This is a genomic window from Jatrophihabitans telluris, assembly GCF_023516435.1.
In the GTDB taxonomy this organism is placed as follows: Bacteria; Actinomycetota; Actinomycetes; order Mycobacteriales; family Jatrophihabitantaceae; genus Jatrophihabitans_A; species Jatrophihabitans_A telluris.
In genome coordinates this window covers 3,882,519-3,908,100 of sequence record NZ_CP097332.1, presented here as the reverse complement: position 1 = coordinate 3,908,100, position 25,582 = coordinate 3,882,519, and the positions used below count along the sequence as shown (strand labels likewise).

25 protein-coding genes are annotated in these 25,582 nt (G+C 69.5%); 16 read left to right on the top strand and 9 right to left on the bottom strand.

Translation table 11 applies throughout. The features are described 5' to 3' along the window. Window positions 1–38: 38 nt before the first annotated feature. Window positions 39–713: a Crp/Fnr family transcriptional regulator gene (locus tag M6D93_RS17990; protein WP_249771394.1), complete on the bottom strand. Its 675-nt coding sequence runs from the start codon at window positions 711–713 to the stop codon at window positions 39–41. Between the two features lie 126 nt (window positions 714–839). Continuing rightward, window positions 840–1,079, bottom strand: a complete 240-nt coding sequence (locus M6D93_RS17985) for a hypothetical protein (protein ID WP_249771392.1) — start codon at window positions 1,077–1,079, stop codon at window positions 840–842. Window positions 1,080–1,172: 93 nt separating this feature from the next. On the opposite strand from M6D93_RS17985, the gene nth reads away from it, so the two are divergent. The 4 genes from nth (at window position 1,173) to M6D93_RS17965 (ending at window position 4,436) form a co-directional block, all read left to right on the top strand. Then, window positions 1,173–1,913 carry an endonuclease III gene (gene nth, locus M6D93_RS17980; RefSeq protein ID WP_249771390.1) on the top strand — a complete coding sequence of 247 codons (741 nt, stop codon included), beginning with the start codon at window positions 1,173–1,175 and terminating at the stop codon, window positions 1,911–1,913. Window positions 1,914–1,923: 10 nt separating this feature from the next. Then, window positions 1,924–2,601: an NUDIX hydrolase gene (locus tag M6D93_RS17975; RefSeq protein WP_249771388.1), complete on the top strand. Its 678-nt coding sequence runs from the start codon at window positions 1,924–1,926 to the stop codon at window positions 2,599–2,601. 198 nt (window positions 2,602–2,799) lie between these two features. Beyond that, window positions 2,800–3,237, top strand: coding sequence for a cupredoxin domain-containing protein (locus M6D93_RS17970; RefSeq protein WP_249771386.1), 438 nt, complete (start codon window positions 2,800–2,802; stop codon window positions 3,235–3,237). Between the two features lie 23 nt (window positions 3,238–3,260). Then, entirely contained in the window at window positions 3,261–4,436 is a 1,176-nt protein-coding gene (locus tag M6D93_RS17965) for a MarP family serine protease (RefSeq protein ID WP_249771384.1), read from the top strand. A 41-nt stretch (window positions 4,437–4,477) separates the two neighbouring features. On the opposite strand, the gene M6D93_RS17960 is transcribed toward M6D93_RS17965, so the two are convergent. Together M6D93_RS17960 and M6D93_RS17955 are read right to left on the bottom strand one after the other, a co-directional pair. Next, window positions 4,478–5,398 carry an alpha/beta fold hydrolase gene (locus tag M6D93_RS17960; RefSeq protein WP_249771382.1) on the bottom strand — a complete coding sequence of 307 codons (921 nt, stop codon included), beginning with the start codon at window positions 5,396–5,398 and terminating at the stop codon, window positions 4,478–4,480. Window positions 5,399–5,418: 20 nt separating this feature from the next. Next, on the bottom strand, window positions 5,419–5,844 hold the full coding sequence (locus tag M6D93_RS17955) for a phage holin family protein (RefSeq protein WP_249771380.1): 426 nt from the start codon (window positions 5,842–5,844) through the stop codon (window positions 5,419–5,421). 244 nt (window positions 5,845–6,088) lie between these two features. On the opposite strand from M6D93_RS17955, the gene M6D93_RS17950 reads away from it, so the two are divergent. Further along, complete coding sequence (locus M6D93_RS17950) at window positions 6,089–6,856, top strand: SDR family oxidoreductase (RefSeq protein ID WP_249771378.1); 768 nt, start codon at window positions 6,089–6,091, stop codon at window positions 6,854–6,856. A gap of 30 nt (window positions 6,857–6,886) precedes the next feature. On the opposite strand, the gene acs is transcribed toward M6D93_RS17950, so the two are convergent. Then, window positions 6,887–8,866 (bottom strand): acetate--CoA ligase, encoded by a 1,980-nt coding sequence (gene acs / locus M6D93_RS17945; protein ID WP_249771376.1) that lies wholly within the window; start codon window positions 8,864–8,866, stop codon window positions 6,887–6,889. A gap of 208 nt (window positions 8,867–9,074) precedes the next feature. Between acs and M6D93_RS17940 the strand changes: the two genes are divergently transcribed. After that, window positions 9,075–9,815 (top strand): hypothetical protein, encoded by a 741-nt coding sequence (locus tag M6D93_RS17940; RefSeq protein WP_249771374.1) that lies wholly within the window; start codon window positions 9,075–9,077, stop codon window positions 9,813–9,815. A gap of 368 nt (window positions 9,816–10,183) precedes the next feature. Here the strand turns inward: M6D93_RS17940 and M6D93_RS17935 are convergent, their stop codons facing one another. After that, entirely contained in the window at window positions 10,184–10,981 is a 798-nt protein-coding gene (locus tag M6D93_RS17935) for an HAD family hydrolase (RefSeq protein WP_249771372.1), read from the bottom strand. Between the two features lie 99 nt (window positions 10,982–11,080). Between M6D93_RS17935 and M6D93_RS17930 the strand changes: the two genes are divergently transcribed. Genes M6D93_RS17930 through M6D93_RS17915 form a run of 4 tightly spaced genes read left to right on the top strand, consistent with a single transcriptional unit; the run spans window position 11,081 to window position 14,782 of the window. Then, on the top strand, window positions 11,081–11,881 hold the full coding sequence (locus tag M6D93_RS17930) for a CpaE-like family protein (RefSeq protein ID WP_249771370.1): 801 nt from the start codon (window positions 11,081–11,083) through the stop codon (window positions 11,879–11,881). Continuing rightward, entirely contained in the window at window positions 11,878–13,074 is a 1,197-nt protein-coding gene (locus tag M6D93_RS17925; RefSeq protein ID WP_249771368.1) for a TadA family conjugal transfer-associated ATPase, read from the top strand. Before M6D93_RS17930 ends, M6D93_RS17925 begins: the two co-directional genes overlap by 4 nt. Beyond that, window positions 13,071–13,970, top strand: coding sequence for a type II secretion system F family protein (locus M6D93_RS17920; protein WP_249771366.1), 900 nt, complete (start codon window positions 13,071–13,073; stop codon window positions 13,968–13,970). The genes M6D93_RS17925 and M6D93_RS17920 overlap by 4 nt, the downstream gene beginning before the upstream one ends. Continuing rightward, on the top strand, window positions 13,967–14,782 hold the full coding sequence (locus M6D93_RS17915; RefSeq protein WP_249771364.1) for a type II secretion system F family protein: 816 nt from the start codon (window positions 13,967–13,969) through the stop codon (window positions 14,780–14,782). The genes M6D93_RS17920 and M6D93_RS17915 overlap by 4 nt, the downstream gene beginning before the upstream one ends. A gap of 32 nt (window positions 14,783–14,814) precedes the next feature. On the opposite strand, the gene M6D93_RS17910 is transcribed toward M6D93_RS17915, so the two are convergent. Next, the gene (locus M6D93_RS17910) at window positions 14,815–17,946 is read right to left on the bottom strand and encodes a S53 family peptidase (RefSeq protein ID WP_249771362.1); all 3,132 of its coding nucleotides are present in this window, start codon (window positions 17,944–17,946) and stop codon (window positions 14,815–14,817) included. Between the two features lie 180 nt (window positions 17,947–18,126). Continuing rightward, window positions 18,127–19,056, bottom strand: coding sequence for a LysR family transcriptional regulator (locus M6D93_RS17905; protein ID WP_249771360.1), 930 nt, complete (start codon window positions 19,054–19,056; stop codon window positions 18,127–18,129). A 77-nt stretch (window positions 19,057–19,133) separates the two neighbouring features. Here M6D93_RS17905 and M6D93_RS17900 point away from each other — a divergent pair, with 77 nt between their 5' ends. The 5 genes from M6D93_RS17900 (at window position 19,134) to M6D93_RS17880 (ending at window position 22,554) form a co-directional block, all read left to right on the top strand. Continuing rightward, window positions 19,134–20,105 (top strand): aldo/keto reductase, encoded by a 972-nt coding sequence (locus M6D93_RS17900; RefSeq protein ID WP_249771358.1) that lies wholly within the window; start codon window positions 19,134–19,136, stop codon window positions 20,103–20,105. 78 nt (window positions 20,106–20,183) lie between these two features. Next, window positions 20,184–21,236 (top strand): aldo/keto reductase, encoded by a 1,053-nt coding sequence (locus M6D93_RS17895; RefSeq protein ID WP_249771356.1) that lies wholly within the window; start codon window positions 20,184–20,186, stop codon window positions 21,234–21,236. A 135-nt stretch (window positions 21,237–21,371) separates the two neighbouring features. After that, window positions 21,372–21,623 (top strand): DUF4244 domain-containing protein, encoded by a 252-nt coding sequence (locus tag M6D93_RS17890; protein ID WP_249771354.1) that lies wholly within the window; start codon window positions 21,372–21,374, stop codon window positions 21,621–21,623. Window positions 21,624–21,691: 68 nt separating this feature from the next. Beyond that, on the top strand, window positions 21,692–22,084 hold the full coding sequence (locus tag M6D93_RS17885) for a TadE family type IV pilus minor pilin (RefSeq protein WP_249771352.1): 393 nt from the start codon (window positions 21,692–21,694) through the stop codon (window positions 22,082–22,084). Further along, window positions 22,084–22,554 (top strand): Rv3654c family TadE-like protein, encoded by a 471-nt coding sequence (locus tag M6D93_RS17880; protein WP_249771350.1) that lies wholly within the window; start codon window positions 22,084–22,086, stop codon window positions 22,552–22,554. Before M6D93_RS17885 ends, M6D93_RS17880 begins: the two co-directional genes overlap by 1 nt. Here M6D93_RS17880 and M6D93_RS17875 read toward each other — a convergent pair. Then, window positions 22,499–24,898, bottom strand: coding sequence for a DEAD/DEAH box helicase (locus M6D93_RS17875; RefSeq protein WP_249771348.1), 2,400 nt, complete (start codon window positions 24,896–24,898; stop codon window positions 22,499–22,501). The genes M6D93_RS17880 and M6D93_RS17875 overlap by 56 nt on opposite strands. A 49-nt stretch (window positions 24,899–24,947) precedes the next feature. Between M6D93_RS17875 and M6D93_RS17870 the strand changes: the two genes are divergently transcribed. After that, the gene (locus M6D93_RS17870) at window positions 24,948–25,310 is read left to right on the top strand and encodes an STAS domain-containing protein (protein ID WP_249771346.1); all 363 of its coding nucleotides are present in this window, start codon (window positions 24,948–24,950) and stop codon (window positions 25,308–25,310) included. The last annotated feature ends 272 nt before the right edge of the window (window positions 25,311–25,582 follow it).

The following is a 25,582-nucleotide window of genomic DNA, read 5'->3' as shown; positions in this document are numbered from 1 at the left end:
GACGAGCGGCCCGCTGTCGGGACGGCCTGCCGGTGGCGTCAGCGGGCGCGCCGGGCCAGCCGCTCGCGGTCGAGGATGACCACGCTCTTGCCCTCCAGTCGCAGCCAGCCACGCTGGGCGAAGTCGGCCAGCGCCTTGTTGACGGTCTCGCGGGATGCTCCGACCAGCTGAGCCAGCTCCTCCTGCGTGAGATCGTGCGTGACGCGCAGCTGACCGCCATCCACCGAGCCGAAGCGCTGGGCCAGCTGCAGCAGCTGCTTGGCCACCCGGCCGGGCACGTCGACGAAGATCAGGTCGGCGAGCATCGTGTTGGTGCGGCGCAGCCGGCGGGCGACGACCCGCAGCAGCTGGAGGCCGATCTGGGGGCGATCGATGACCCACTGGGTGAGAGCGGCCTTGCCGAGCCGTCCGACCCGTGCGTCGGTGACCACGACGGCGGTCGCGGTGCGGGGTCCTGGATCGAACAGGGACAGCTCGCCGAACTGGTCGGCCGGTCCCATCACCGCGACCAGGTTCTCGCGGCCGTCTGAGGACTTGCGTCCCAGCTTCACCTTGCCGGACAGCACGATGTAGAGGCTGTCGCCCGGTTCGCCCTCGTTGAACAGGGTCGTGCCGCGGGGAGCGTCGAAGATCTCGAACTGGTTGCCCAGCGCCTCGACGTCGGCGGGATCGACTCCCTGGAACAATCCGGCCCTGCGTAGCACCTCGTCCACGCCAGCTCCTTCTGTCACGCGCTGCTAAAGCGACTTACCCTGGTGCCGGATTCTAGGGGTGTGGGCTGGCTGCAGTGTGCGGCGACCCGCGAAATTCCGCCGCCGGATACCAACTTCAGCCGGGACTCAGCGGTTGCGGTCGCGACGCTGGCCGCCCGGTAGCCGCAGTCGGGCCCGGAAACGGGACAGGGCGGAGTCGGTTCCCTCGCGAACGAACGTGTCCAGCTCGTCCGGATTGGCATGATCGAGAAACTCCTCGACCTGGCGCTCGGTGGCACCGCGGGTCAGCGGCTTCTCGATTCGCTCCATGATCAACATGAAGGCCATCAACAGCAGCGGGAACAGCAGAACGAGTAGTCCGACCATGATCCGTCCATTGTGCCCCACCATCTCGGCCCCGCGTGTCGATGGCCGAACCGCACCCGGGTCGTGTCGTAGCCGCGCCATAAGCTGGACGGCGTGCCCAAGACGAAGCCCATCGAGCAGTGGTCGGAATCCCCGCTGGCCCTGACGCGGCGTGCTCGCCGGATCAACCGGGAGCTGGCCGTGCTGTACCCCCACGCTCACTGCGAACTCGACTTCACCAACCCGCTGGAGCTTTCCGTCGCCACCATCCTCTCGGCCCAGTGCACCGACAAGAAGGTCAACGAGGTGACGCCGGCGGTGTTCGCGAAGTACCGCAGCGCGGCGGACTACGCCTCGGCCGAACGGGCCGAGCTGGAGGACCTCATCCACCCGACCGGCTTCTTCCGGGCCAAGGCCAACACGCTGATCAAGCTCGGTCAGCAACTGCTCGAACGCTACGACGGCCAGGTCCCGAACACGCTCCCGGCGCTGGTCAGCCTGCCCGGTTTCGGCCGTAAAACCGCCAACGTGGTGCTCGGCAACGCATTCGACGTGCCCGGCATCACCGTCGACACCCACATGCAGCGGCTGGCGACCCGCTGGCGCTGGACCGAGAACACCGACCCGGTCAAGATCGAGTTCGACATCGCCGCCTTGATCCCCCGCAAGGACTGGACCCTGATGTCGCACCGGGTCATCTGGCACGGCCGCCGGATGTGCCACGCCCGCCGACCGGCCTGTGGCGTGTGCCCCATCGCCCCGCTGTGTCCCTCCGGCATCGGCGAGCTCGATCCGGTGGCCGCGGCCAAGCTTGTGAAGAGCCCGTCCCAGATGCACCCGGAACTGGCGGGGTGAGCCCGAACCAGTGAGCCCCCGCCACCCGGCGCCGCTGCGTCCCGACGAGCTGGTCACCCCAGACTGGTTGCTGCCGTTGGTGCGCGCCTGCGAGTTGATCGAAGCCGAGGAGCTGTCGCGCTTCGTGCCGCCCGCCGACGGCAGCGGCCGCCACTCGGCTGTGCTGATGCTGTTCGCCTCCGGTCAGGGTTCGGTGGACGACGCCGACCTGCTGCTGCTCGAGCGCGCCTCGACCCTGCGATCCCACGCCGGGCAGGTCGCGTTTCCGGGTGGCGCGACCGACCCCGGCGACGCCGATTCCACTGAGACTGCCTTGCGCGAGGCCAACGAGGAGGTCGGACTGCGCCGCGAGACCGTCGACGTCCTGGCTGAACTCCCCGCGGTCTACCTGCCACCGTCCCGCTTCGTGGTCAGTCCGGTCCTCGCACACTGGCGTGAACCGCATCCGGTGGGCGTGGTGGACCACCGCGAATCCGCCTCCGTCGCTCGGGTTCCGTTACCTGCCCTGATCGACCCGGCCAACCGCTTCACCGTCAGCCATCCGTCGGGCTTCGTCGGCCCCGGCTTCGAGGTGGCGGGGCTGTTCGTGTGGGGATTCACCGCGGGCCTGATCGACCGGTTGCTCTCGCTCGCGGGCTGGGCCCAGCCCTGGGACACCTCGATCGCCCGTGCCCTGCCAGCCGGCTGAGCCCACTGAGCCCACTGAGCGCCCACGGAGCGCCGTGAGCCCCCTGAGCGCCCTGAGCCCTCTGACCCCCTGAGCCCCGACGACCTGCGGTCGGTTTGCGGTCGGCCTGCGGTCGGCCTGCGGTCGGTTCGCGGGGGTTCGCGCCGCGCCGACCACCCCGCCCGGGCGAGCACAGCAGGGTTGGGTACCGTCCGGGACGTGATTCGGACGGCGGGCCCACGGACGACGGTCCTGCTGACGACCGGGTTGGCGACCGCGGTCGGCGCCCTCGTGCTCGCGGGCTGTCAGAGCCAATCGGCGATAAACCGCGAGCCGCATCAGGGCTCATCGACGGCGGCGGCCGGCGCGAACGGCGAGCAGGACGTGCTGATCACGACCGATTCCAGCTACCGCTTCAGCCCCTCCACGATCACGGTGCATCCCGGCACCGTGAGGCTCACCCTCAGGCACACCGGGGGCGGAGCTCCGCACGACTGGTCGCTGAGCGGCTTTCCCGATGATCATGTTCCGCTCACCCAGGCGGGCCAAACCCGGTCCCTCACGTTCACCGCGCCGGCGCCGGGCAGTTACCAGTTCGTCTGCACCATCCACGTCAAGCAGGGACAGACGGGCACGCTCGTCGTCCTGCCGAACTGACCGGGACCGCCGTGCACCCCGACGTGCTTGACGCGATCCTGGTCCTGGCCGCGATTGCCTACGCCATCGGTGGATTCCGCAACGGAGCTCTGGTCGGGGCGCTGTCCTTCGCCGGTTTCTTCGGGGGAGCCGCGCTGGGGGCGCAGTTGGCCAAGCCGTTGGGCAAACGGCTGGCCGACGGATCGGCGCAGGTCCCGGTCGCCATCGTGTGCGTGCTCTTCTTCGCCATGATCGGCCAGCTCCTGGCGGTGTGGCTGGCCGGGCGGATCCGAGCCCGGGTCACCTGGCACCCTGCCCGGCAGGTCGACCAGATCATCGGGGGCATGTTCTCGATCCTGGCGGTGCTGTTGGTGGCGTGGATGGTTGCCGTCCCCATCGCCTCCTCGCCGTTTCCGACGCTGGCCGGGCAGGTTCGCCGCTCGGTGGTCATCCGCGCGGTGGACAACGCCCTGCCGAACCGGGTGCGCGACATCTACAGCTCGCTGCGGCTGTTCATCGACCGCAGCGGCTTCCCCCAGGTCTTCGGTGCGTTGCAGCCGACCCGAATCGTCGACGTTCCCCCGGCCGACCCCGGGCTGCTTACCTCACCGGTGGTATCGCGGTCCAAGCCCTCGGTCCTGAAGGTGCGGTCGGTGGCCCTGTCCTGCGACCGCGGTATCGAGGGCAGTTCCTTCGTGTACTCGGCCGATCATCTGCTCACCAACGCCCACGTCGTGGCCGGGGCGAACCAGGTCACCGTGGAGACCGCCCGCGGGCGGCTCGCGGCGCGGGTGGTCCTGTTCGATCCCGATCGTGACGTCGCCGTCCTCTACGTGCCGGGTCTGAACGTCAAGCCCTTGGCGCTCGCGACGAAGGTCGCGGGCACCGGCCAGGACGCCATCGTCGTCGGTTACCCCGAGGACGGCGGCTTCGACGTTCGAGCGGCTCGCATCCGGGACCGCGAGAAGATCTCCGGTCGCGACATCTACGGGCAGGTCTCGGTGGACCGCGACATCTACACGATCAGGTCCAAGGTTCGGGTCGGAAACTCCGGCGGCCCGCTGTTGGGAACGGACGGCAGCGTGCTCGGGATCGTCTTCGCCTCGGCCCTGGACTCGCCCGACACCGGCTTCGTGCTCACTGCTCAGCAGGTTGCCGCCGACGCCGCGAAGGCACGGACGGCGACCGCCTCGGTGGCCACCGGGCACTGCACGAGCTGAGGGGCAACGCCCCGATTGTCCTCTGGCCGAGCGTTCGGGACTCAGCCCGCCTTCGCCCAGCGGATCAGCTCGGCCGAGACCGTCTCCGGCACCTCCTGCTGAGGAAAGTGGCCGACGCCGGTGAGCAGCCGCCACTCATAGTCCCCGCGAACATAGGTGGAGGAACCCTGCGCGGTTTTCGGGAGGACGCAGCCGTCGAAGTCGCCGTGCAATTGCAGGACCGGTGCGTTGATGGGCGTGCGCATCGTCGCCGCGTAGGTTCGCCCGTCCGGTCGGGGCAGCGAACGGACCGCCCAGCGGAAGAACTCCAGGGAACAGTGCTCAGTGGGGTGGATGCGCATCGCCTCGGCGAAGCGTCCCACCGCCTCGACGTAGTCCGGCGTGCCCCGCCAGCGAGGCCCGGACCAGGTGTCGAACAGGCTCCGGACCAACGCGTCGTCCCGGTTGAGCATCCGCTCGCCGTAGCGGGGCAGTTGGAACTTCTGCAGCGCGTAGGCCGAGGCGTGGCGCTGCCGCTTGTCGGTCAGGACGGCCCGGCGCAGCCGGAGCGGGTGGGCAGCACCGAGGACCGCGATCCGGCGTACCAGTTTCGGGTGCTGGGCGGCGACGGTCCAGGCCAGCAGACCGCCGACGTCGTTGCCCACAACGACCGCGTCCTGTTCGCCGAGAGCCGGGATGAGCGCCGCGATGTCGGCCGCCAGCGTGGTGGCGTCGTAGCCGCGCGGGGGCTTGTCGGACGCGCCGTAGCCCCGCAAGTCCACCGCGACGGCCCGGAACCCGGCGTCGGCGAGGTCTTGCAGTTGCCGCGCGAAGGTCCACCAGAACGTCGGCATGCCGTGCAGCAGGAGCACCAGCGGTCCGGAACCGGCCTCGGCCACGTGGAGGGAGACGCCGTTGGCCGGCACGCTGCGGTGGGTCCATGGACCGTCGATGAGGACGGTCGACTCGTCCGGGCTGCTCATGCCGACTCGTCCCGGCCCGGCTACTTGGTCGCTTGCCTGAGCGCGGTGACAGTGTCCTTGGTGGTCTCGATCGTCTGCTGCGGCGCCTTGACGCGCTTGACCTTGCGAATACCGACCCAGACCAGCAACAGGGCGAGCAACACCAGGAATCCGAAGACGATCAGGTAGGCCACCCAGCGCCACAGGTGCAGTGCCACGAGCCCTTCGGCGAGGGCGATCAGGCCGAAGGTCAGCGAGAACACCAGGAGGACGGCCGCGGCGGCGAACATTCCGGCACCCGTCCCGGCGTTCTTGACCGAGGCCTTGACCTCGAGCTTGGCCAGTTCGATCTCGCCGTGCAGGAGGGTGGAGAAATTGGAGCTGGCCTCGGCCACCAGGCTGCCGATCGACGGCTCGGCACGATGGCTGGCGGGGGCGGCGGGATTCAGCTGTTTTGGCGCGGTCACTCGCGTGCTCCACTTCGGTTTGTCAGGCTGTTCGGCCCATTCTGCCGGACGGGCGGTGCGGCCGACGTTTACGGCCCCGCACGGGTGCGTCGGGATCGCATGATCGGGCGCGTCGGGACTGCGACCGCGGGCCCACAGTCCGCGTCCGCAGTCCGTGCGGCAGTCCGCGTCCGCAGTCCGCGTCCGCAGTCCGCGTCCGCAGTCCGTTGGGCCGCGCTGGTGAGGGTCTGGCTAGGGTGCACCCATGGCTCGGTACCTGGTCACCGGGAGCTCTCGCGGAATCGGGGCTCACACGCTGCGGAGGCTGGTCGCTGCCGGTCATGAGGTCATCGGACTCGTCCGGCCCCGCGAGGACTCGCCCGTGGAGAGCCAACGGGGTGACGGTGCGCGGTGGGTGGCTGATCTGGCCCGCCCCGAGCAACTGCAGACCACGCTGGCTGACCGTATCGCCGAGCTGGGAGGTGAGGGTCTCGACAGTGGCATCGACAGTGGCATCGACGGTATCGACGGTGGCCTCGACGGGGTGGTGCACGCCGCGGGGTGCGTGCTGCCGGGCGCGCTGTCACAGTCGGCGGTGCACGAGTTCACCGAGCAGTTCACGGTGAACGTGACCGCCGTAGCGGAACTCACCCGGCTGTTGTTGCCCGCCCTGCGCCGACGGCGCGGGACCGTGGTCCTGGTCAACTCCGGCTCCGGGCTCAACGCTCGTCCACCGCTGAGCAGCTACGGCGCGTCGAAGTTCGCCCTGCGGGCCTATGCCGATGCCCTGCGGCAGGAGGAATCGATGTTGCGGGTGTCGACGGTGTACCCGGGGCGGACCGCGACCGACATGCAGAAGGTGGTGCGCGAGGCCGAGGGCGGCCGGTACGACGAATCGGCCTACCTGCAACCGGAAACGGTGGCCGGCGTGATCTGTTCGGTGCTCTGGTTGCCCGCCGACGGCGTGATCACCGATGTGACGGTGCGCCCGGCTGGTCACCCGGGGCCGAGCTCGCCGGACGCGCACCACTGACGCCCGGCGTCATGGCCTACCCCGTGGGGCTCACTCCTCGGCGGGCGTCTTCGCCATCCCGGAGGAGATGAGGTCCATGACCGTGGAGTCGGCCAAGGTGGTGACGTCCCCGATGGAGCGGTGTTCAGCGACGTCTCGCAGCAGGCGCCGCATGATCTTGCCCGAGCGGGTCTTGGGCAGTTCGGCGACGACCATGATCTGGCGAGGCTTGGCGATCGCGCCGATCTCCTTGGCGACGTGGTTGCGAAGCTCGGTGACCATCGCCGAGCCGCCGTCGGCGGCGTTGCCGCGCAGAATGACGAACGCCACGATGCCCTGGCCGGTGGTCGGGTCGGTCGCTCCGACCACCGCGGCCTCCGCGACCGATGGATGGGACACCAACGCCGATTCCACCTCGGTCGTGGAAATACGGTGGCCGGAAACGTTCATGACGTCATCGACCCGTCCGAGGAGCCACAGATCACCGTCGGAGTCCTTCTTGGCTCCGTCCCCGGCGAAGTAGTAACCGTGATCGGCGAACCGGGACCAGTAGGTTTCGATGAACCGGTCGTTGTCGCCCCAGATACCACGCAGCATGGACGGCCACGGTTCGGTCAGCACCAGCAGGCCACCGCCACCGTCAGGGACCGGGTTGCCCTGGTCGTCGACCACATCGACGCTGACGCCCGGGAGTGCCCGCATCGCCGAGCCGGGTTTGGTGGCCGTGACGCCGGGCAGCGGACTGATCATCATGGCGCCGGTCTCGGTCTGCCACCAGGTATCCACGATCGGGCAGCGGTCGCCGCCGATCACGCGCCGATACCACATCCAGGCCTCGGGATTGATGGGTTCGCCCACGGAACCGAGCAGCCGGAGGGAGGACAGGTCGAACTTGGCGGGGATGTCCTCGCCCCACTTCATGAACGTCCGGATCGTCGTCGGCGCGGTGTAGAGCAGGGTGACCCCGTATTTGGCGGCGATCTCCCAGAACCGGCCCTGGTGTGGCGTGTCGGGCGTGCCCTCGTAGATCACCTGGGTCGCGCCGTTGGCCAGCGGTCCGTAGACGATGTAGGAATGCCCGGTGACCCAGCCGATATCCGCGGTGCACCAGTAGACATCGGTATCCGGTTTGAGGTCGAAGGCGGCGTTGTGGGTGTAGGCGACCTGAGTGAGGTAACCGCCCGTCGTATGCAGGATTCCCTTGGGCTTTCCAGTGGTGCCTGAGGTGTAGAGGATGAACAGCGGGTTCTCGGCGTCGAAGAACTCCGGCGTGTGCACGGTCGCCGCGGTACCGACCGTGTCCGACCACCACTGATCGCGGCCCTCGGTCCAGTCGACGTCGTTACCACCCCGCTTGACGACCAGGACCGTGCGCACACCGGTTTCCCCTTTGGCCAGCGCCTCGTCCACGATCGGCTTGAGCGCAAACACCTTGCCGCGCCGGTACCCGCCGTCGGCGGTGATCACCAGCGAGGCGTCGGCGTCGACGACCCGGTCGAAGATCGCCTGGGCCGAGAATCCCCCGAAGATGACGGAGTGAATCGCACCGAGTCGAGCGCAGGCAAGCATCGAGACGACTGCCTCCACCGACATCGGCAGGTAGATCGCAACCCGGTCACCGGCGGCGATCCCCAACGAAGTCAGGGCATTCGCGGCCTGGGCGACCAGTTCCCCGAGCTCGGCGTAGGTGATGGTTCGCGTGTCACCCGGCTCACCCTCGAAGTGGATCGCGACCTTGTCCCCGCGGCCGGCGGCGACGTGGCGGTCCACGCAGTTCACCGAGGCGTTGAGGCGGCCACCGACGAACCAGCGAGCGAAGGGTGCGTTCGACCAGTCAAGGGCCTGTGACCACTCCGTCTGCCAGTCCAGCCGCCGAGCCTGGGTCTCCCAGAAGCCGAGCCGATCCGCCGACGCCTGTGCGTAGGCCGAGGCTCCGTAGTTGGCGGCGGCGGCCAGTTCCGCCGGAGGTTCGAAGCGCCGCTGCTCGTGCAACAGGTTGGACAGTCCCTCTGAGGCGGTGGGCTCGGTCATCTCGCTCCTCTTCGCTTACACGGATCTCATTCAGGGCTGACCGGCGGCGAACGTCGGCCGTCGGCGCTTCGCGTGTGACGGTATCGGGCGAGGGTGCATTGCAGAAGGTTGCAGTCGGGTTGCGTCCCGTTCTCCGGTGCCGACTGCGCGTCGGAGCTGGGCGGACCGGCCCGTAAGCGCTGGGACGGGCGTTGGCTACGGTTCGTGCATGACTTCCGATCCGCTGGAACCCTTGCTGGGCCTGCCGGGTGTCTCCGATGCGGTGGCCTCGAGCCGTCGCGCGGTCGACGGCCTGCTCAACAACCGGGTGCTGCGCCGCCGGTCGGCCGACGTCTCGGGGGAGTCGTTGTTACGGGGCGCATGGGCCTCGGCAGTGCTGGACGGTTCGAGCGCGACGCTGCCGCAAGTGCGCCAGGGCACCGCCGAGGATCCCATCGTGCAGGGCGCGTTGCGGGTCTCCGCCGAGCTGGCGCCGCTGTCGGAGACCTGGCGCTCGGCTCACCGGCAAGCGCTGGCGCGGCTGCACGCACTGGCCGCCGCAGACCGGGCGGACCCCGAGGCCTTGGGGCGCCCGCGCCCCGATCGCGAGGTCGCCCACCGGTTGGACACCCTCGCCGAGGTGCTGGGGCGGACGTCGTCGCCGGCCGTGATCGTCGCCGCGATCGTCCAGGCCGAGATCCAGGTGCTCGACGCGTTCGCGCCGGCTTCGGGAGTCGTTGCCCGAGCAGCGGCACGACTCACCCTGATCGAGCGCGGCCTCGACCCGAAGTCCCTGGTCACGCTGGAGGTCGGGCAGCAGGAGTCGGCGGCCGAACTGGACGCCGCGCTGATCGGTTACGCCGGCGGCGACCCGCAGGCGGTGGCCCGCTGGTTACGCGCCTTCTGCGCCTCGGTCGAACTGGGCGCCCGCGAGTCGTTGGCCATCTGCGAGGCGATCCAGCGCGGCTGACTTGGGCGATGTCGCCGAGCGAGAAGGCCGATTGTCGCCGAACGGAAAGGCCGATCACGGCCGAGGGCACCGATGCGTTGGCCTCGTGGACCGTCGCGTCGATGCCCTCGTGTGAACGCCCGGGTTAAGCAAAGCGCGTACCTCTAGACAGTTCGGTCGCAAGCCCTATGGCTCGAGCCGTCAGCCTTCAGCGTGGCTTCGTCGCCGCGTGGGTACCCGGTCGTTCACTGGCGGAATCCACGACCGGTGGGGGCTGGACCGCCATAGCCGATCGAAGACTTCGTGCTCATATTGATACGCCGTCGCCTGTGGAAAGGCAAGGGATTGTCCTTATTTGGTCGTGGGAAACGCGCCCGGTGGGCCCTGAGTCAACCGAGGTGACGGCGTCGCAGGTGGCCGTACCAGCTCAGCGCCGCGGCGCCGGCGACCGCGGCGCCCACGATCGCGGTGGTGGACGCCCGCGGCGGTTTGAGACCGGAAAGCCTTTCGCGTAAGGGGACTGCGTTCGTGAACGACAGGACCGGCCAACCGCGCTCGGTCGCCAGGCGGCGCAGCGCCTTGTCGGGGTTGACGGCGAAGGGGTGCCCGACCTCGGCGAGCATGGGAGCATCCGTGATCGAGTCGGAATAGGCGTAACTGTCCTGCAGGTCGTAGCCGCGTTCGGCCGCGAGCTCGCGCAGTCCCTGAGCCTTGTTCGGACCATAGGCGTAGTACTCGATCTCGCCGGTGTAACGGCCGTCCTCGACCACCATCCGGGTGGCGATGACGTGGTCGGCGCCCACCATCTCGCCGATCGGCCTCACCACCTCGTCCCCGGAGGAGGAGATGATCACGACGTCGCGGCCCGCGGCCTTGTGCTCGGTGATGAGCTCCACGGCCTCGTCGTAGACGAGCGGGTCGATGATGTCGTGCAGGGTCTCGTTGACGATGTCGCGGATCTGCTGGACATCCCAGCCGGCACACATCGCGGTCAGGTAATCGCGCATCCGGTCCATCTGGTCCTCGTCGGCGCCCGCGAGGGCGAAGACGAACTGGGCGTACGCGCTGCGCAGCACCGTGCGCCGATTGATCAAGCCGCCTTGGTAGAACGGACGACCGAAGGCGAGCGTGCTCGACTTGGCGATGATGGTCTTGTCCAGGTCGAAGAATGCCGCTGCTCTGGCCATTGGACGAGGATAGCCATGGCCTTGTCCACAACCTCGGCGGTCATCCACAGTTGGCCGGTTTCCGGTTTTCGCTGCTCGCTCGGGCCTTTGACTGGCTCCATGACGAGCAACGACGCATTGGGGTCCGGACCTTCGGTCGCGGTGGTGGCGGGGGGCCCGGTCGTGGGCGTGGGCCCGGCGGCGGCCGGGGGCCCGGTCGTGGGCGTGATCGCAGGGTGCGGGGGTGCCGGGGCCAGCACGTTCGCGGCGGTGGTGGCCGCGTGCGCGGCGGCGATGGCCGGAGCCGAGGTGCAGTCAGGAGTACGGCCGGGGGCGTTCCTGCTCGACTGCGACCCGATCGGCGGTGGCATCGACGTCCTGCTCGGGGCGGAGCGGACAGCAGGCCCGCGCTGGCGCCAGGTCCGCCTCCGCGGCGGTGAGCTGGCGCCGGAGTTACTCTTCGAGACCCTGCCGCGCTGGCGGGGCGTGAGCTTCCTGGCGGCGGACACGGCCGCGCCGATCGCCGCCGGCGACGTGGAGCAGATCACCCGATCAGCCCGGCGGGCGGCGCTGGTCGTGCTGGATGTTCCGCGTTGGCCTTCGGAGCTGCGCGAACGATGTCTCAGCTTGTGCGACAGCGTCGTACTGGTCACTGCGGCCGAAGTCCGTGCGGTGACGGCCAGCGCGCTCGTGGCCGCCGCGCTCGACCCGGCCAGGTCCTGGGTCGTCGCGCGGGGTACCAGCCGAGCCCTTCCGCTCGATCGAATCGGCGAGGCGCTGGGGCTGTCCGTGCTGGGCGCCGTCCCCTACGACCCCGCCTGTTCCCATCCGGACGGGTTGTCGGTGGCCGGTCTGCGCCGCGAGACCCGGCGGCTGGCGACGCTGGCAGGCCTAGCCCACCCCGACGGGCGAGCGGCATGAGTGCGGCCGAAACGGCGGGCGGTGACCGGTTGGTCGATCGGGTGCGCACGGAACTGGCCCGTGGCGCGCCCGATGCGGCCTTCGATCGCGTCGCCACCGCGCAGATCGCGCAACGCAGCTCGGGGCTGGTGGTCGACTCGTTGTCGATCGCCGAGCTGTCGGGCGCGCTCGCCGCGGAATTCTCCGGCGCAGGCGTTTTGCAGCCACTGCTCGAGCGGCCGGGCACGACCGATGTGCTTGTCAACGGTGCCGAGCAGGTCTGGGTGGACGACGGATCGGGCCTGACTCGCGCCGAGGTCCGATTCAGCACCCAGGAGGCCGTCCGGGCCCTGGCGTGTCGGCTGGCCGCATCGTGCGGGCGACGACTCGACGACTCGAGCCCGTTCGTCGACGCCGTCCTTGCCGACGGCACGCGGCTGCATGCGGTGCTGCCTCCGGTGGCCGCCGTTCCGACCCTGTCCCTGCGGATCGTGGCCCGCCGGCGTTGGCGATTGGGGGACCTGGACGCGGCCGGCATGATGGCTCCCGGCGTCGCCGACCTGCTCCGGGCCTGCGTCGGCGCGCGCCTGAGCTTGTTGCTCAGCGGCGGTACCGGCACCGGCAAGACGACCTTGCTCGCCGCGCTGCTGGCCGAGGCCGGCCCGCGGGAACGCATCGTGACCATCGAAGACGCCCGCGAACTCGCCGTCGATCATCCGCACGTCGTCTCCTTGGTGACCCGCTCGGCCAACATCGAACGCAGTGGGGCGATCGACCTCGCCGAACTGGTCCGGCAGTCGCTGCGAATGCGTGCCGATCGGGTCGTGGTCGGCGAGTTCAGAGGGGCGGAGATGATCGAACTGCTCGCCGCTCTGAACACCGGCCATGCCGGCGGCGCGGCGACCGTGCACGCCAATTCCACGCGGGACGTGCCGTCCCGCCTCGTGGCCCTGGCTGCCCTCGGCGGTATGCCGGCCGACGTGCTCCAGGCCCAGACGGCCAGCGCGATCGAATTGCTGGTCCATCTCCGGCGGGCCGGCTCCGGGCTACGAGAGGTGAGTGAGATCGCGCTGGCCCCACAGCCGGGCGAAGCGCCAGGCGCCAACCTGGTCTGGTCCATGGCCGACGGTCCCGGTCCGAGGGCGAGGGCGTTGCGGCGTCTGTTGCGAGAGCGGGGGCGCCAAGACGACACCGTGCCGGAGCTGTTGTCGTGACGGCGCTGGCCCTCGTGCTGGCGGCCGTCGTCGTGATGGCCGCGCCTGGCTCGCCGGATCGGCTGCGCTGGCTGAGTGAACGCGATCGTCTGCCCGGCGCTGGCCAGTCGCGCTCGCCGACCGCGACGTCGACGGCCACTTCGGTCGCCACTTCGGCCGGCGCTGGATCGAGCAGCGGTTCGGCGGGCGTGGGGCGGCCGGTCGCCCAGGCGCCGCGGTCAGGTCTCGTGGCCACGCTGATCCAGCCGCGCTGGCCACCGGTCCTGCTCGGTTGCCTCGGATTGGCCGTGGGTGTGGTCCCGGCGTTGCTGCTGATCATCGGCTTGCTCCGGCTGAGGTCCGGGATCGTCGGCCGCCACCAGGAACGACTGGTGTTGCAGCGGCGTCGGGCCCTCGTGGTCGGGCTGGCCGCGGTCGAGGACGAGCTGCAGGCGGGGGCTTCGTTTCCGGTGGCCTTCGCTGCCGCAGCCGAAACTGCGGGGCCACTGCGTGAACGCTTCGCCGATGCCGCCGCCCGCGCCGAGGTCGGCCGGGATCCGGGTGCCGCGTTCACGGGCGAGGACCGCGCGGAACAGGTGGTCGGCGTCGCGCTGCGGGTGAGTCTCGCCACCGGTGCCTCGGCCTCGGAGGTTCTCGCCGGGCTACGCCGGTCCCTGGATGGCGACGCCGAGGTTCGCCGAGTCGCTCAGGAGGCGGTGTCAGGAGCGCGTGCTTCCGCCGCCCTGCTGGCAGGTCTGCCGCTGGTGGGGCTCGTCATGGGCGCCGGGCTGGGCGCCCACCCCGTCTCCCTGCTGCTCCACACCCCGGCCGGCACGGCGATGCTCGCGTCGGGGGTAGGTCTTGCTCTGGCCGGGTCGGCGTGGTGTCGGGCCCTTGCCGCGCGGGTGGCGCGATGACGACCACCCTGCTCACCCTGACGGCCGCGCTCCTGCTTCTTCCCAAGGGGTCCGGGCGGCGGCGGTGGGCGCTTCGGGCCGTCGGCTCGGATCCGGCGGTTACCGGCGCGGCGGCGTCGGCGGCCGTGATTCCGGAGCGAGGCCGGCGTGCGGCGCGGGTCATGACGGTTCTGGCTGTCCTGGCTCCGCTCGGGTTGGCCGGTTCCGTCGCCTCGGGCCCGATCGCCCTGGCCGTCGGCGGTCTGGCCGGGCTGTGCGCTGCGGTTGGGTTCAGGCGGCTTCACGCGCGCAGCGCCAGGCCGGAGCCGTTGGCAGACTGGGCCGTGGCCGCGGTGCTGGAACTCACCGCCGCGGTGGTCCAGTCGGGCGCGCCGGTGGATCGGGCGTTGCTGGCTGTCGCGGACGCCGTCGACCGGGCCGCCCCCGGCGCGCGGCACCGGCTCCCGGCGATCGACGTCCTCGCATTACAACGTGCGATCGAGCCGTTCCGGCTCGTTGGCCGCCTGCTACGGCTCGGTGCCGAGCCCCGCACGGCCTGGTCGGCCCTGTTCGACGATGACGGTCTCGCGGGGGTGGCCACCGCCGCGATCAGGTGCGCCCAGAGCGGAGCACGCCTGGCCGGCGCGTTGCGGGCCGAGGCGGCCCGCTTGCGGTCGAAGGCGGAACTCGACGCGGTCGTCCGAGCGCGTCGGTCGGGTGTCTGGACTCTGCTGCCGTTGGGACTGTGCCAACTTCCGGCGTTCCTGTGTCTTGGCGTGCTTCCGGTCGTCATCGGTGTCGCGGGTCCGGCGTGGAACGGTGTGGCGCGATGACTCGCTATGCGGCGGTTTTCGCCTTCAGGCCCTCAGACCGCCTTGCGAACCATGACCACGAAGCAGGCACTGTGACCGGACTTGCCTCTCCGGTCGCCGCTGACCAGCACCCGAAGCAGGTGCCTGCCTGCCGAGAGTCCCGGCAGTGCGACTCGGACGGTGCCTGCCGAAGCGGTGAGGCGGGTGCTGAGAACGATCCACCGCCTGCCGTTGAGCAGTTGCACCGTGACCAGCGCTCTCCGCTTCTCGGAGATGGCCGCGCGGACGCTGAAGGACTGTCCGGCCGTCACCGTCCGCGGTGCGACCGTGCTGACCCGAGTCGTGACGGTGACCGCGTCGGTGCCGGAACTGGCCGCCGTGTAGCCCGGCACGTTGCTCACCTGGGCGACGAGGTTGCCGGTCTCCTTGGGCGCGACCTGCATCGAATACGTCCCGTTGGCTGCCGACTTCACCGAGCCCAGAAGCAGGCTCTTGCCACTCGTCGTGTTCAGGATGACCTTCACCAACACGCTCGGCGCCGCCGATGTTGTTCCGCCGTAGGTCCGGGCGACGGTGCCGCTGACCAGGTTCTTCGCGCCCGCGAGCTGCTGGCTGTTCTGCGTGGAGAGGGTGACTGCGGTGTTCCAGGTCCCGACGGTCATCGCGGCGAGGGAGATCCGGGCAGCTGGTTGCCCAGCCGCTCCTGCGTAGACCGCGCTGATCTGGCCCGTCAGGGTTGGGTGCACGGCAACCGACCACGTTCCGTTGGCGGCCGCCGCTGCGGTCGCGAGGGTTACCGCACGCCCAGTCGTCGGGGTGTCGATGATCGAAACCGCGCCTCGCGACACTCCGGTCAGGTTGCCGCCGGCATCCCTGAGCAGGCTGCCGGACACCGTGACCGCGTCCCCGTAGCCCACGTCGGTGGCCGGCAGCGAGCCGGTGAGCGTGGTGTTGGGCAGCGACACCGCGAGGGTGCCCAGGCCAGCGCTGGCGGCCGACCACGAGCTGGAGGCGGGCAGGTACGCGCTGAGCACGGCCGAGACGGTCGGCTTCACGGTGATACCGAAGGTGCCGTTGCCCGCCGTCGTGGCCGTGGCCAGGATCGACGCCCGACCGTTGACCGTGCTGAGGATCTGGACCTTGGCGCCGGCGACGGGGATCGCGGTCCCGTTCAGATCGCGAGTCAACGTTCCCGTCACCGTGACCGGGTCGCCGTAGTAGGTGCTCGTGCGGTCAGCAACCGCCGTCAGAGTCGGCGTGCACCTGGTGGGAACGACCGACACCGAGGTCGCGGCTCCCGCGCTGAAGCGGCCGGCTGCGCTGGTCTTGGCCCCCAGCACCGTGGTGGTGGCGGTGGCAAGCGTTGCCGTGATCGCACCGTCGGCACCGGTCGTCCTGCCGCCGAAGGTGGTCGCGGCCGTCGATCCGGCCTGTCGGGTGAAAGCCAGAGCCAGGCCCTTGACCGCCGACCCGGTGGCGGTGTCGACGACCGTCGCCGAGACCGGTGTGGCCAGGTTCGTGCAGACGCTCTGCGAGCTGGAGCTCTGGCCGGTGACACCGGCGCCGATGGTGACCGAGCGCAGCGCGGAGCTGGTGTCGAACGTCAGCGGCAGCGTGATGACCTTGCTGGCTCCGGCGACGTCCTTGGCCGTGACCGTCACCGTCGTCGCCGTGGTGGTTCCGGCGTTGCAGGTCAGGATCGGGTCGAGCGCCGTCGTGGAGTTGAAGGTGCAGTCAGCACGGCCCGATTTCCACGTCACGCCGGCGAGCGAATCGTTCTCGGGAAGGGCCGGCGTTACGTGAGCCTGGATGGGCAGGCCGGCGATTGCCGGGCTGGGGACAGTAGCGCTTGCGCTGAACCGACCGGGAAATCCGGAGACGGTTCCCGTCGCGCTCAGTCCGGCCGCGCTGTCCGGAGTACCCAGCCCGGTGGGGCCGTCCCAACCGACACCAGCCGCGCACCACACCTTGCCCCCACAGCTGCCGTTCGTACCGGCCGTCACGTCGAAGAGCTGGTCGGAGTGCGCATAGGGATAGCTGTTGGGGTAGTCGGTGCTGCCGGGGGTGCCGGCCAGGGCGTAGGTCGCCGCGATGATCGGCGCCGAGGCGCTGGTCCCGCCGTAAACCCCCCAGCCGCCGTTGTAGACGGCGACTCCGGTGTAGGGGTTCGCGACGGCGGACACGTCTGCGACCGCGCGGGTGCTGCAAGCGGTGGCAACCGAATTCTGGAAAGTCGGCTTGCTGGCGTTGTAGGAGCAACCGCTGCCCGCGCCCGACCAGGTGGTCTCCGACCAGCCACGGCTGTTGGTGGCAGAGACCAGGCTGGTCCCGCCGACCGCCGTCACATACGGCGAGCTGGCCGGGTAGCTGACGCCGTAGCCGCTGTCGCCGGTGCTCACTGTGATCGCCACCCCCGGGTGGTTGTAGTGCGAGTCGCTGTTCGCTCCAGCGGAATCGCCACCGCCGTAGCTGTTCGAGACGAACTTCGCACCGAGCCGGACCGCGGTGTCGACGGCGGTCCCGAGATCGCTCAGGTACGAGCTGGATGCCTCGACAAGCAGGATGTTGCACTGCGGGCAGATCGCCGAAACCATGTCGAGGTCAAGCGCGATCTCGCCCGCCCAGCCACCGTTGTAGACAGGCAACGGTCCGGCGTTGCCGGCCTGATTGATCTTGCTGAAGCATCCGTTGGCCGTCGTGCACGCCGGCAGGCCGTACTGAGTGCGGTAGACGGAAAGATCGGCCTCGGCGTGCGGAGCGTCGTAGGCGTCGATGATCGCCACCGTCTGCCCGACTCCCTTGGTGGCGTCGAGCTTGTAGGCGTCGATCAGGTTGGCCGGGCTCAGACCGCCGGGGTTGTAGGAGGGATTGACCGTCGCGGCGTGAGCGGAAGTGCCCGCGCCGACGGCCGGCACCTGCCGGACGCCCAGGCATTGCGCACGTCCCGGGGCGGCTGTCCCGCACAGGTCTTCGAGTTGGACTCCGGTCGTCGCCTGGCTGGGAACCGCAGGAAGGGGGCTGGCGGCAGCGGCCGACGCCGGCGCAGTCGCCGTATCGCTCGTACTCGCGTCGGCCGGCCCCGCGACGGAGAAAACCCCGACCACCATCGTGACGGCCGCAATGACGCTCAGTACCCGAGTCCGCCGTGACGAGCGGTCGTTGTCCATCCCCGTGACGCTATTCATGTGACGCTCCGTGTCTGTCCCGCCTTGTAGCATCCTTGCTACGCGAGTTAACACGAAACTAGCATCCACGTTTTGTTACCGCTAGTAGTCAAAACTTGTGACGTGCGCCGCTCTCGATCCGACTACGGAGTGTCAGATCGTTGCCGCTCCGTCCGGTTTCCGCGGCGCCGTGGACCGGCGCTACCGGGTCTGAGTCGTGACCGGCTGGACCGGGGCGGCGATGATCCGTTTGGTCGATCGGCCCGGGACCATCGTCGCGAATGCTTTCGCGGCCAGGCTGATGGCCTCCCCGGCCGGCACCGCGATGGAGACCTGCCACGGGTCGGCCTCACCGGGCCTGACCGGGACCACCGCCAACTTTGCGGCCTTCTTGGCCGCGATCGGCTTGGGGACGAGCGCGATGCCCATGTCGTGCAGGACGAGATCCAGCAACGTGTGGACGTCGTTGACCTCGAGCGTCACCGGACGATGCACTCCCGCCGTTGCGAACGCGGCGTCGCTGATGACCCGGGCGCCCCATTCCGGGTGGAAGTCGACGAACGTCTCGTCGCGCAGCTCGGCCACGCCGACCTGCTTGCGGCCGGCGAGTCGGTGCTGAGGGTGACACACCAGCACCATCGGCTCGGCCGTCAGCGGCATCAGGGTCAGCCCGTCCACCGGCTGCCCGGAACTGGCCACGAAGGCCACGTCGAGCCGTCCCGCGAGCAGTTCCTCCTGCAGCCAGGTCGATCCGGCCTGGCGCAGCGCGATTTCGACGCCCGGGTAGGCCGCGCGGAATCGCGCGAGCAGGCTCGGCACGTCCACCCCGATGCACTGCTCCGCGCCGACCGACAGCGAGCCCCGCAGCAAGCCCTGAACCGCGGCCACCGCGTCCCGGGCGGCGTTGGCGCTGGCCAGTGTCCTGCGTGACTCCAGCAGTAGCGCCCGGCCGGCCTCGGTCAGTTCCACGCGTCGGGTGTTGCGCACGAAGAGGTTGGTGTGCAGTTCGCGTTCCAGCGCGCGGATCGAGGCCGACAGTCCGGACTGCGAAATGGACAGGGCCTCGGCCGCACGGGTGAAGTGCCGCTCGTCGGCGACCGCCACGAAGTGCTCGAGTTGGCGCAATTCCATATTGAGAACTCTAGTCACTGAGTGTGAGAGATTTCTGGAGTTGGACAACTGACTGATTGCTGAGCAGGGTGGAAGGCATGAAGTTCACTCAACTCGGCCGCACCGGCCTGACCGTCAGCCGCCTCTGCCTGGGCACCATGAATTTCGGCCCGCTCACCAGCGAGGCCGACTCGTTCTCGATCATGGATTCGGCTCACGAGTCCGGCATCAACTTCTTCGACACGGCCAACGTCTACGGACGCGACCAGGGTAAGGGCCGGACCGAAGAGATCGTCGGCTCCTGGTTCGCCCAAGGCGGGGGTCGGCGTGAACGCACCGTCCTGGCCACCAAGCTCTACGGCGACATGGGCGAATGGCCCAACGAAGGAAAGCTCTCCGCCCTGAACATCCGGCGCGCGCTCGACGAAAGCCTGCGCCGGCTGCAGACGGACTACATCGACCTGTACCAGTTCCACCACATCGACCGCGCCACCGGTTGGGAAGAGATCTGGCAGGCCATCGAGGTCGCCGTAGCTCAGGGCAAGATCCTCTACACCGGCAGCAGCAACTTCGCCGGATGGCACATCGCGCAAGCCCAGTCCGCTGCCGCCGGCCGGCACTACCTGGGCCTGGTCAGCGAGCAGTCGATCTACAACCTCGTCACCCGCGACATCGAGCTCGAGGTGATACCGGCGGCGCAACACTACGGACTCGGCATCCTGCCGTGGTCCCCGCTCCACGGCGGCCTGCTCGGCGGCGTGATCGGCAAGGACCGGGATGGCCGGCGTCGGCTGGAAGGCCGATCGGCCGAGACCGTGGCCGCCAACCGTGAGCAGTTCGAGGCGTATGAGGACTTCGCCGACGAGCTGGGATCCGAGCCCGGCGACATCGCACTGGCGTGGTTGTTGCACCAGCCCGCCGTCACCGCTCCCATCGTGGGTCCGCGAATCCAGGCCCAGCTCGATGCCGCCGTGCGCGCCCTGGATCTCGAACTGGACGACAAGGCCCTGCGCCGCCTGGATGAGATCTTCCCCGGACACAAGACCGCGCCCGAGGACTACGCCTGGTGAGTCGTGAGGGCGTCGGCCGCCCTGTTGCTCGTTTGCAATTCCCGCTTCGACAGATGATGTGATGAGGAGATTTCTTCGATGGAATACCGCCAGTTGGGTTCGTCCGGCCTTCGGGTCTCGGCCCTCACTCTCGGCACGATGGGCTTCGGTGGCCAGGGTTGGGCCGCCGCGGTCGGCACGATCGACGTGGCCGGTGCCCGTCGCCAGATCGACCTGGCGCGCGATGCCGGTGTGAACCTCTTCGACACCGCGGATGTGTACTCCGGGGGCCTGTCGGAGGAGATTCTGGGCAAGGCGCTGGGCGGCGCCCGGGACGACGTCCTGATCGCGACCAAGGCGCGGATGCCTATGGGGGACGGCCCGAATGACGCCGGCCTGTCCCGTCATCACCTCATCCGTTCGGTGGAGGCCAGCCTGGACCGGCTGGGTACGGACCACATCGACCTCTACCAGGTCCACGAATGGGACGGCCAGACACCGCTGGAGGAAACGCTCAGCGCGCTCGATTCGCTGGTGAGGTCGGGCAAGGTGCGCTACATCGGCGCGTCGAACTACGCGGCGTGGCACCTGATGAAGGCGCTGGGAGTCAGCGAGCAGCGCGGCTACGAGCGCTTCGTCAGCCAGCAGATCTACTACTCGCTGCAGGCCCGCGACGCCGAAACCGAGCTCGTCCCGGTCAGTCTCGACCAAGGACTCGGCATCCTCGTGTGGAGCCCGCTGGCTGGCGGTCTGCTCTCCGGCAAGTATCGCCGGGGCGTAGAGGCCCCGGCCGGTAGCCGCCACCTGAGCGAGTGGGACGAGCCACCCGTCCACGACCAGGACAAGCTCTACGACACCATCGAGGCCCTCGTCGAGATCGGTTCCGGACACGGCGTATCCGCCGCCCAGGTAGCGCTTGCGTGGTTGCTCGGCAAGCCGGCGGTGACCTCCCTGATCGTCGGCGCCCGGACCGAACAACAGCTGGCGGACAACCTCGCGGCCGCGTCCCTGGTCCTGTCCGCGGACGAAGTCGCCCGCTTGGACTCGCTGAGTGCGCAGCCGTTGCGGTACCCGTACTGGCACCAGGCCAAGACGAGCGCGGATCGACTGTCCGCTGCCGACCTGAGCCTGCTTGGCCCTCATCTGAGCTGAGGCGCGGCCTTCGGTGAGGCTTTCTCCTTTTCCACAAGCACTTCCGCTGTCCACAGCTGCTCGTTGCGGCTCGGGCGGTGGCCGTTCCTCGGTCAGGCTGGCGTTGTCAGTCGACCGGGGAACGGAGTGGATGTGTTGGGAATCGTCTTTGTACTGAGGTCAATTCTGGCCGTGGTCTCGCTCACCGTGGCCACGCCAGTGCGCCAGTGGGCCCGTGACCGTGGTGTCCGTGAGGATCGCGAAGCGGGAATGACGACGGCCGAGTACGCGGTCGGCACCGTGGCCGCGGTCGCGTTCGCGGCGGTGTTGTTCAAGATCGTGCAGTCGCCGGCGGTGCAGTCTGCCCTGTCGCACATCGTGACGTCGGCCCTGCACGGTCCGTTGTGAAGCGGCGCTTGCGCCGGTCGTCGGCGCCCGGCTCGGAGTCGGAGTCGGAGTCGGAGTCGGAATCGGGCATGGTCACAGCCGAGCTCGCGACGGCGTTGCCGGTCCTGGTGCTGTTGTTCAGCGCCGGGCTGGCGGCAGTGCAGGTCGGGCAGTTGCAGTTGCGCGTCTCCGACGCCGCTCGCGAAGGGGCCCGTGCCCTCGCGCGAGGTGAGCCGGGCGGACCTGCCCCTGCCGTAGCCGCCGTACTCGGCGGAGGGGCCGAGGTGTCGGTAGGTGCCGCAGGCCCCGACCTGCAGCGCGTCAGCGTGCGGGCGACGTACCGACCGGTGACCTGGCTGCCCGGCGTCACGGTCGATGCCGCGGCTGTGACAGGGATCGAACCGGCCGCCTCGTCGGTGCAGCGGGTCGATCTGGCGGGCTCGGGCGATGCCACTGCCGGCCTCGCCTCGGGCGCTGGGTGATGAGGCCCCGTCGCCGGCAGCCGTCGGGGTGCGACGACGGCTCCGATTCAGGGTCAGCCTCGCTGTACCTGCTCGGGTTGGCCGCGCTAGTCATCGGCCTGGCCGCGATCGTGGCCGTGCAAGCCGGCGCGATCCGGGCCAAGCACTTTGCTGAAGCCTCGGCCGACCTGGCCGCACTGAGCGGTGCCCAACAGATCGGGCGGGCCGGGGACCCCTGCGTTCAGGCCTCCCAGGTCGCCCGGGCCAACGGTGCGGCGCTGACGAACTGCTCGGTCCAGTTGGACCCCGGAACGAGAACGGGGTGGGTCCGCGTCGAGGTCTCGGTGACCGTCCGGTTGCCGGGGCTCGGCGTGGGCACGGCTCGGGCTCGTGCGCGAGCGGGCCGCCTGCCTGCGACTCGTCCGGTGATGGCCATCAGCCCCGGGCGGGGCCTGGCCCGACCGCCGACAGCACAAGGTCGAGCACCGTGATCGCGCGCATCTTGTCGAGGGGGTGATTGCCGTTGCCGCACTTGGGCGACTGGACGCAGGAGGGACATCCCTCGGCGCACTCGCAGGCGGCGATCGCCTGCCGGGTCGCGCCGAGCCATTCGCCGAGCACAGCGTGGCCCTGGGCGGCGAATCCGGCTCCGCCGGGATGCCCGTCGTAGACGAACACCGTCGGTTGCCCGGTGTCGGCATGGCGGGCCGTGGACACGCCTCCGATGTCCCACCGGTCGCAGGTGGCGAACAACGGAAGCAGTCCGATGGCAGCGTGTTCGGCGGCGTGCAGCGCGCCCGGCAGATCCGTCGCGTCCAGCGCCGCCTCGGTGCAGAGGTCGTCGCTGAGGGTGTACCAGACAGCGCTGGTCACCAGCTGCTGGACCGGGAGATCAAGCGGGATCTCATCGAGCACCTCGCCGTTGAACCGTCGACGTTGGTAGCTGACGACCTGATTCGAGACACGCACCGTTCCCAGGGTCACGCCGACGCCGGCAGCGGTGGCGGACTCTCGCGTGGCCAGTACCTCGATGTCGGTGATCTCGCGCGCACTCGTGGTCCAGTCCGGCTCCTCGGCCCGGACCAGCGCCGTGGACCTGTCCAACTCCAGTTCAGCGACGACGAAAGACTGCCCCTGATGCAGATACACCGCTCCCGCATGCAGGACGGACGGCGCTGCACTCGACTCCACCGTCCCGAGCAGCCGCCCCGAACCGGCCTCCACCACGGTCACCGGACCACCGCCGGCGCCGCGGATCTCCACGTCCGGCCACGACCTGCCGGTCCAGTACCAGCCGTTCGGGCGCCGACGCAGCACGCCGCGGGCGACGAGGCCGTCCAGCACCGATTGCGCCGCGGCACCACCGAAGAGTTGCACGTCGGCCGGCGTCAGAGCACGCTCGGCCGCCGCGCAGCACAGCTGGGGAGCGAGGACGAAGGGATTCTCGGGATCACACACACTGGCCTCGACCGCCCGGCCGAAGACAGCTTCGGGATGATGCACGAGATAGGTGTCCAACGGATCATCGCGCGCGACGAAAACGACCAGCGCGTCCTGGCTCCGACGACCCGCCCGGCCCGATTGCTGCCAGAGCGAGGCGAGAGTCCCGGGGTATCCGGCGAGTACGACGGCGTCCAGGCCGGTGATGTCGACACCGAGTTCGAGAGCGTTGGTGGTGGCCACGCCGAGCAGCTGCCCCGACACCAGCGCGGCTTCGACCGCTCGCCGTTCCTCCGGCAGATACCCGCCGCGATAGGCGGCGATCCGGGCCGCCAAGTCGTCGGCGCCCGCGTCCTTGAGGTGGCGCTGCGCGGCCAATGCCGTGATCTCCGCCCCGCGACGGGAGCGGACGAAAACCAGGGTTCGGGCGCCGGCCAGCACCAGGTCGGCGAGTATTCGGGCCGCCTCCGCGCCGGCCGCCCGCCGTACCGGCGCGTGGTTCTCCCCGCGCAGCGGCGTCAGCGGAGGCTCCCACAGGGCAAAGGTCCGCTCGCCGCGGGGAGCCAGGTCGACGTCGACGCAGCTGACATCGCGCCCGATCAGCCGACTGGCCGAGGTGGCCGGGTCCCGCGACGTGGCCGAGGCCAGCACGAAAACCGGTTCGGCCCCATAGCTGGCACACAGCCGACGCAGCCGCCGCAGGATGAGGGCGACGTGAGACCCGAAGACGCCGCGGTAGTGATGGCACTCGTCGATGACCACGAAACGCAACCGCCGCAGGAACGATGCCCAGTTCCCGTGGCGCGGCAGCACGCTGCGGTGCAGCATGTCCGGGTTGCTGAGCACCACGTTCGCGTGTTCCCGCACCCAGTCGCGCGTCTGCATCGGCGTGTCCCCGTCGAAGGTCGCCGCCCGAACGCCTGGCAGCTCCAGCTGCGAGACCGTCCGCAGCTGATCGACCGCCAGTGCCTTGGTCGGCGCCAGGTAGAGCACCCGCGCCCGGGGCTGGGTCAGCACCGCCGACAGCATCGGCAATTGGTAGGCCAACGACTTGCCGGACGCAGTCCCGGTGGCGATCACCACCGAACGGCCGGCCCATGCCAGCGACGCGGCCTCGACCTGATGCGGCCACGGCGATGGCACACCGGAGCGGCCCAGTGCTGCGATCAACGGTTCCGGTACCCACTCAGGCCAGTCGTCGACCAGCAGCGGACGTGCCGCCAGCTGCTCGACGTGACGCAGCGAGGCGTCCTCGGGCGATCGTCCTTCGAGCAGGCCTGACAACAGCGGATGTGTAACGATGAGAGCGCTTCCGATTTCCTTCGAGGGGTCCAGAACCCCGACCTGTGGCACGATGACGTCTGTTAACTGACCGTCAGGGCGACCCGGGCTCATGCACCAGGGCTACCCGATGGTGCGGCCGGGCGCGGAGGAGGGGGCAAGGGTGGATCTGAGTCTGAACCAGAGCACCGTCGACGCCCACCCGGTGGTCGACGTACGCGGCGAGGTGGACGTTCACACCGCCTCCCATCTGCGCGATCGTCTTACCCAGGTCATCGACTCGACCGACGCTCCTGTCGTGGTCGACCTTTCCAGTCTCGGCTTCATCGACTCCACCGGGCTCGGAGCACTCGTCGCCGCACGAAACCACTCCGAAGAGCGCGGCTCGGCCTTGTTGCTGGTCTGCAATTCCGACCGGCTGCTCAAACTCTTCCGCATCACCGGCCTGCACGAGGTCTTCTCGATCCACGATTCCGTCCCGGCGGCTATCGCCAGCGCGCCGTCTCAGACGCCGGCCTCGTCCTAGGTCCCTACGGCCGCGCGGTCTGACTCGCGGCTCGGGCGGCGCCGCTGTCCCGGATGTTCGCGCCAGCCCGTCCGACACGGCCGCCGCGGGCCCGTACGTCACTACGCGTGCCGCCTTCGATCGGCAAAGTTGTCGCATAGTGACCTAGCCCACGCCCGACGCGCCAGGAGTTCCCATAGACTCCGCCCAGCCGCCTAGCTCGGTGACCTGGCCCACAAGCGGACGCGTCAAATAGTACGTTCTGTCCAATCCCGGTCGACGTCACCGTCGGC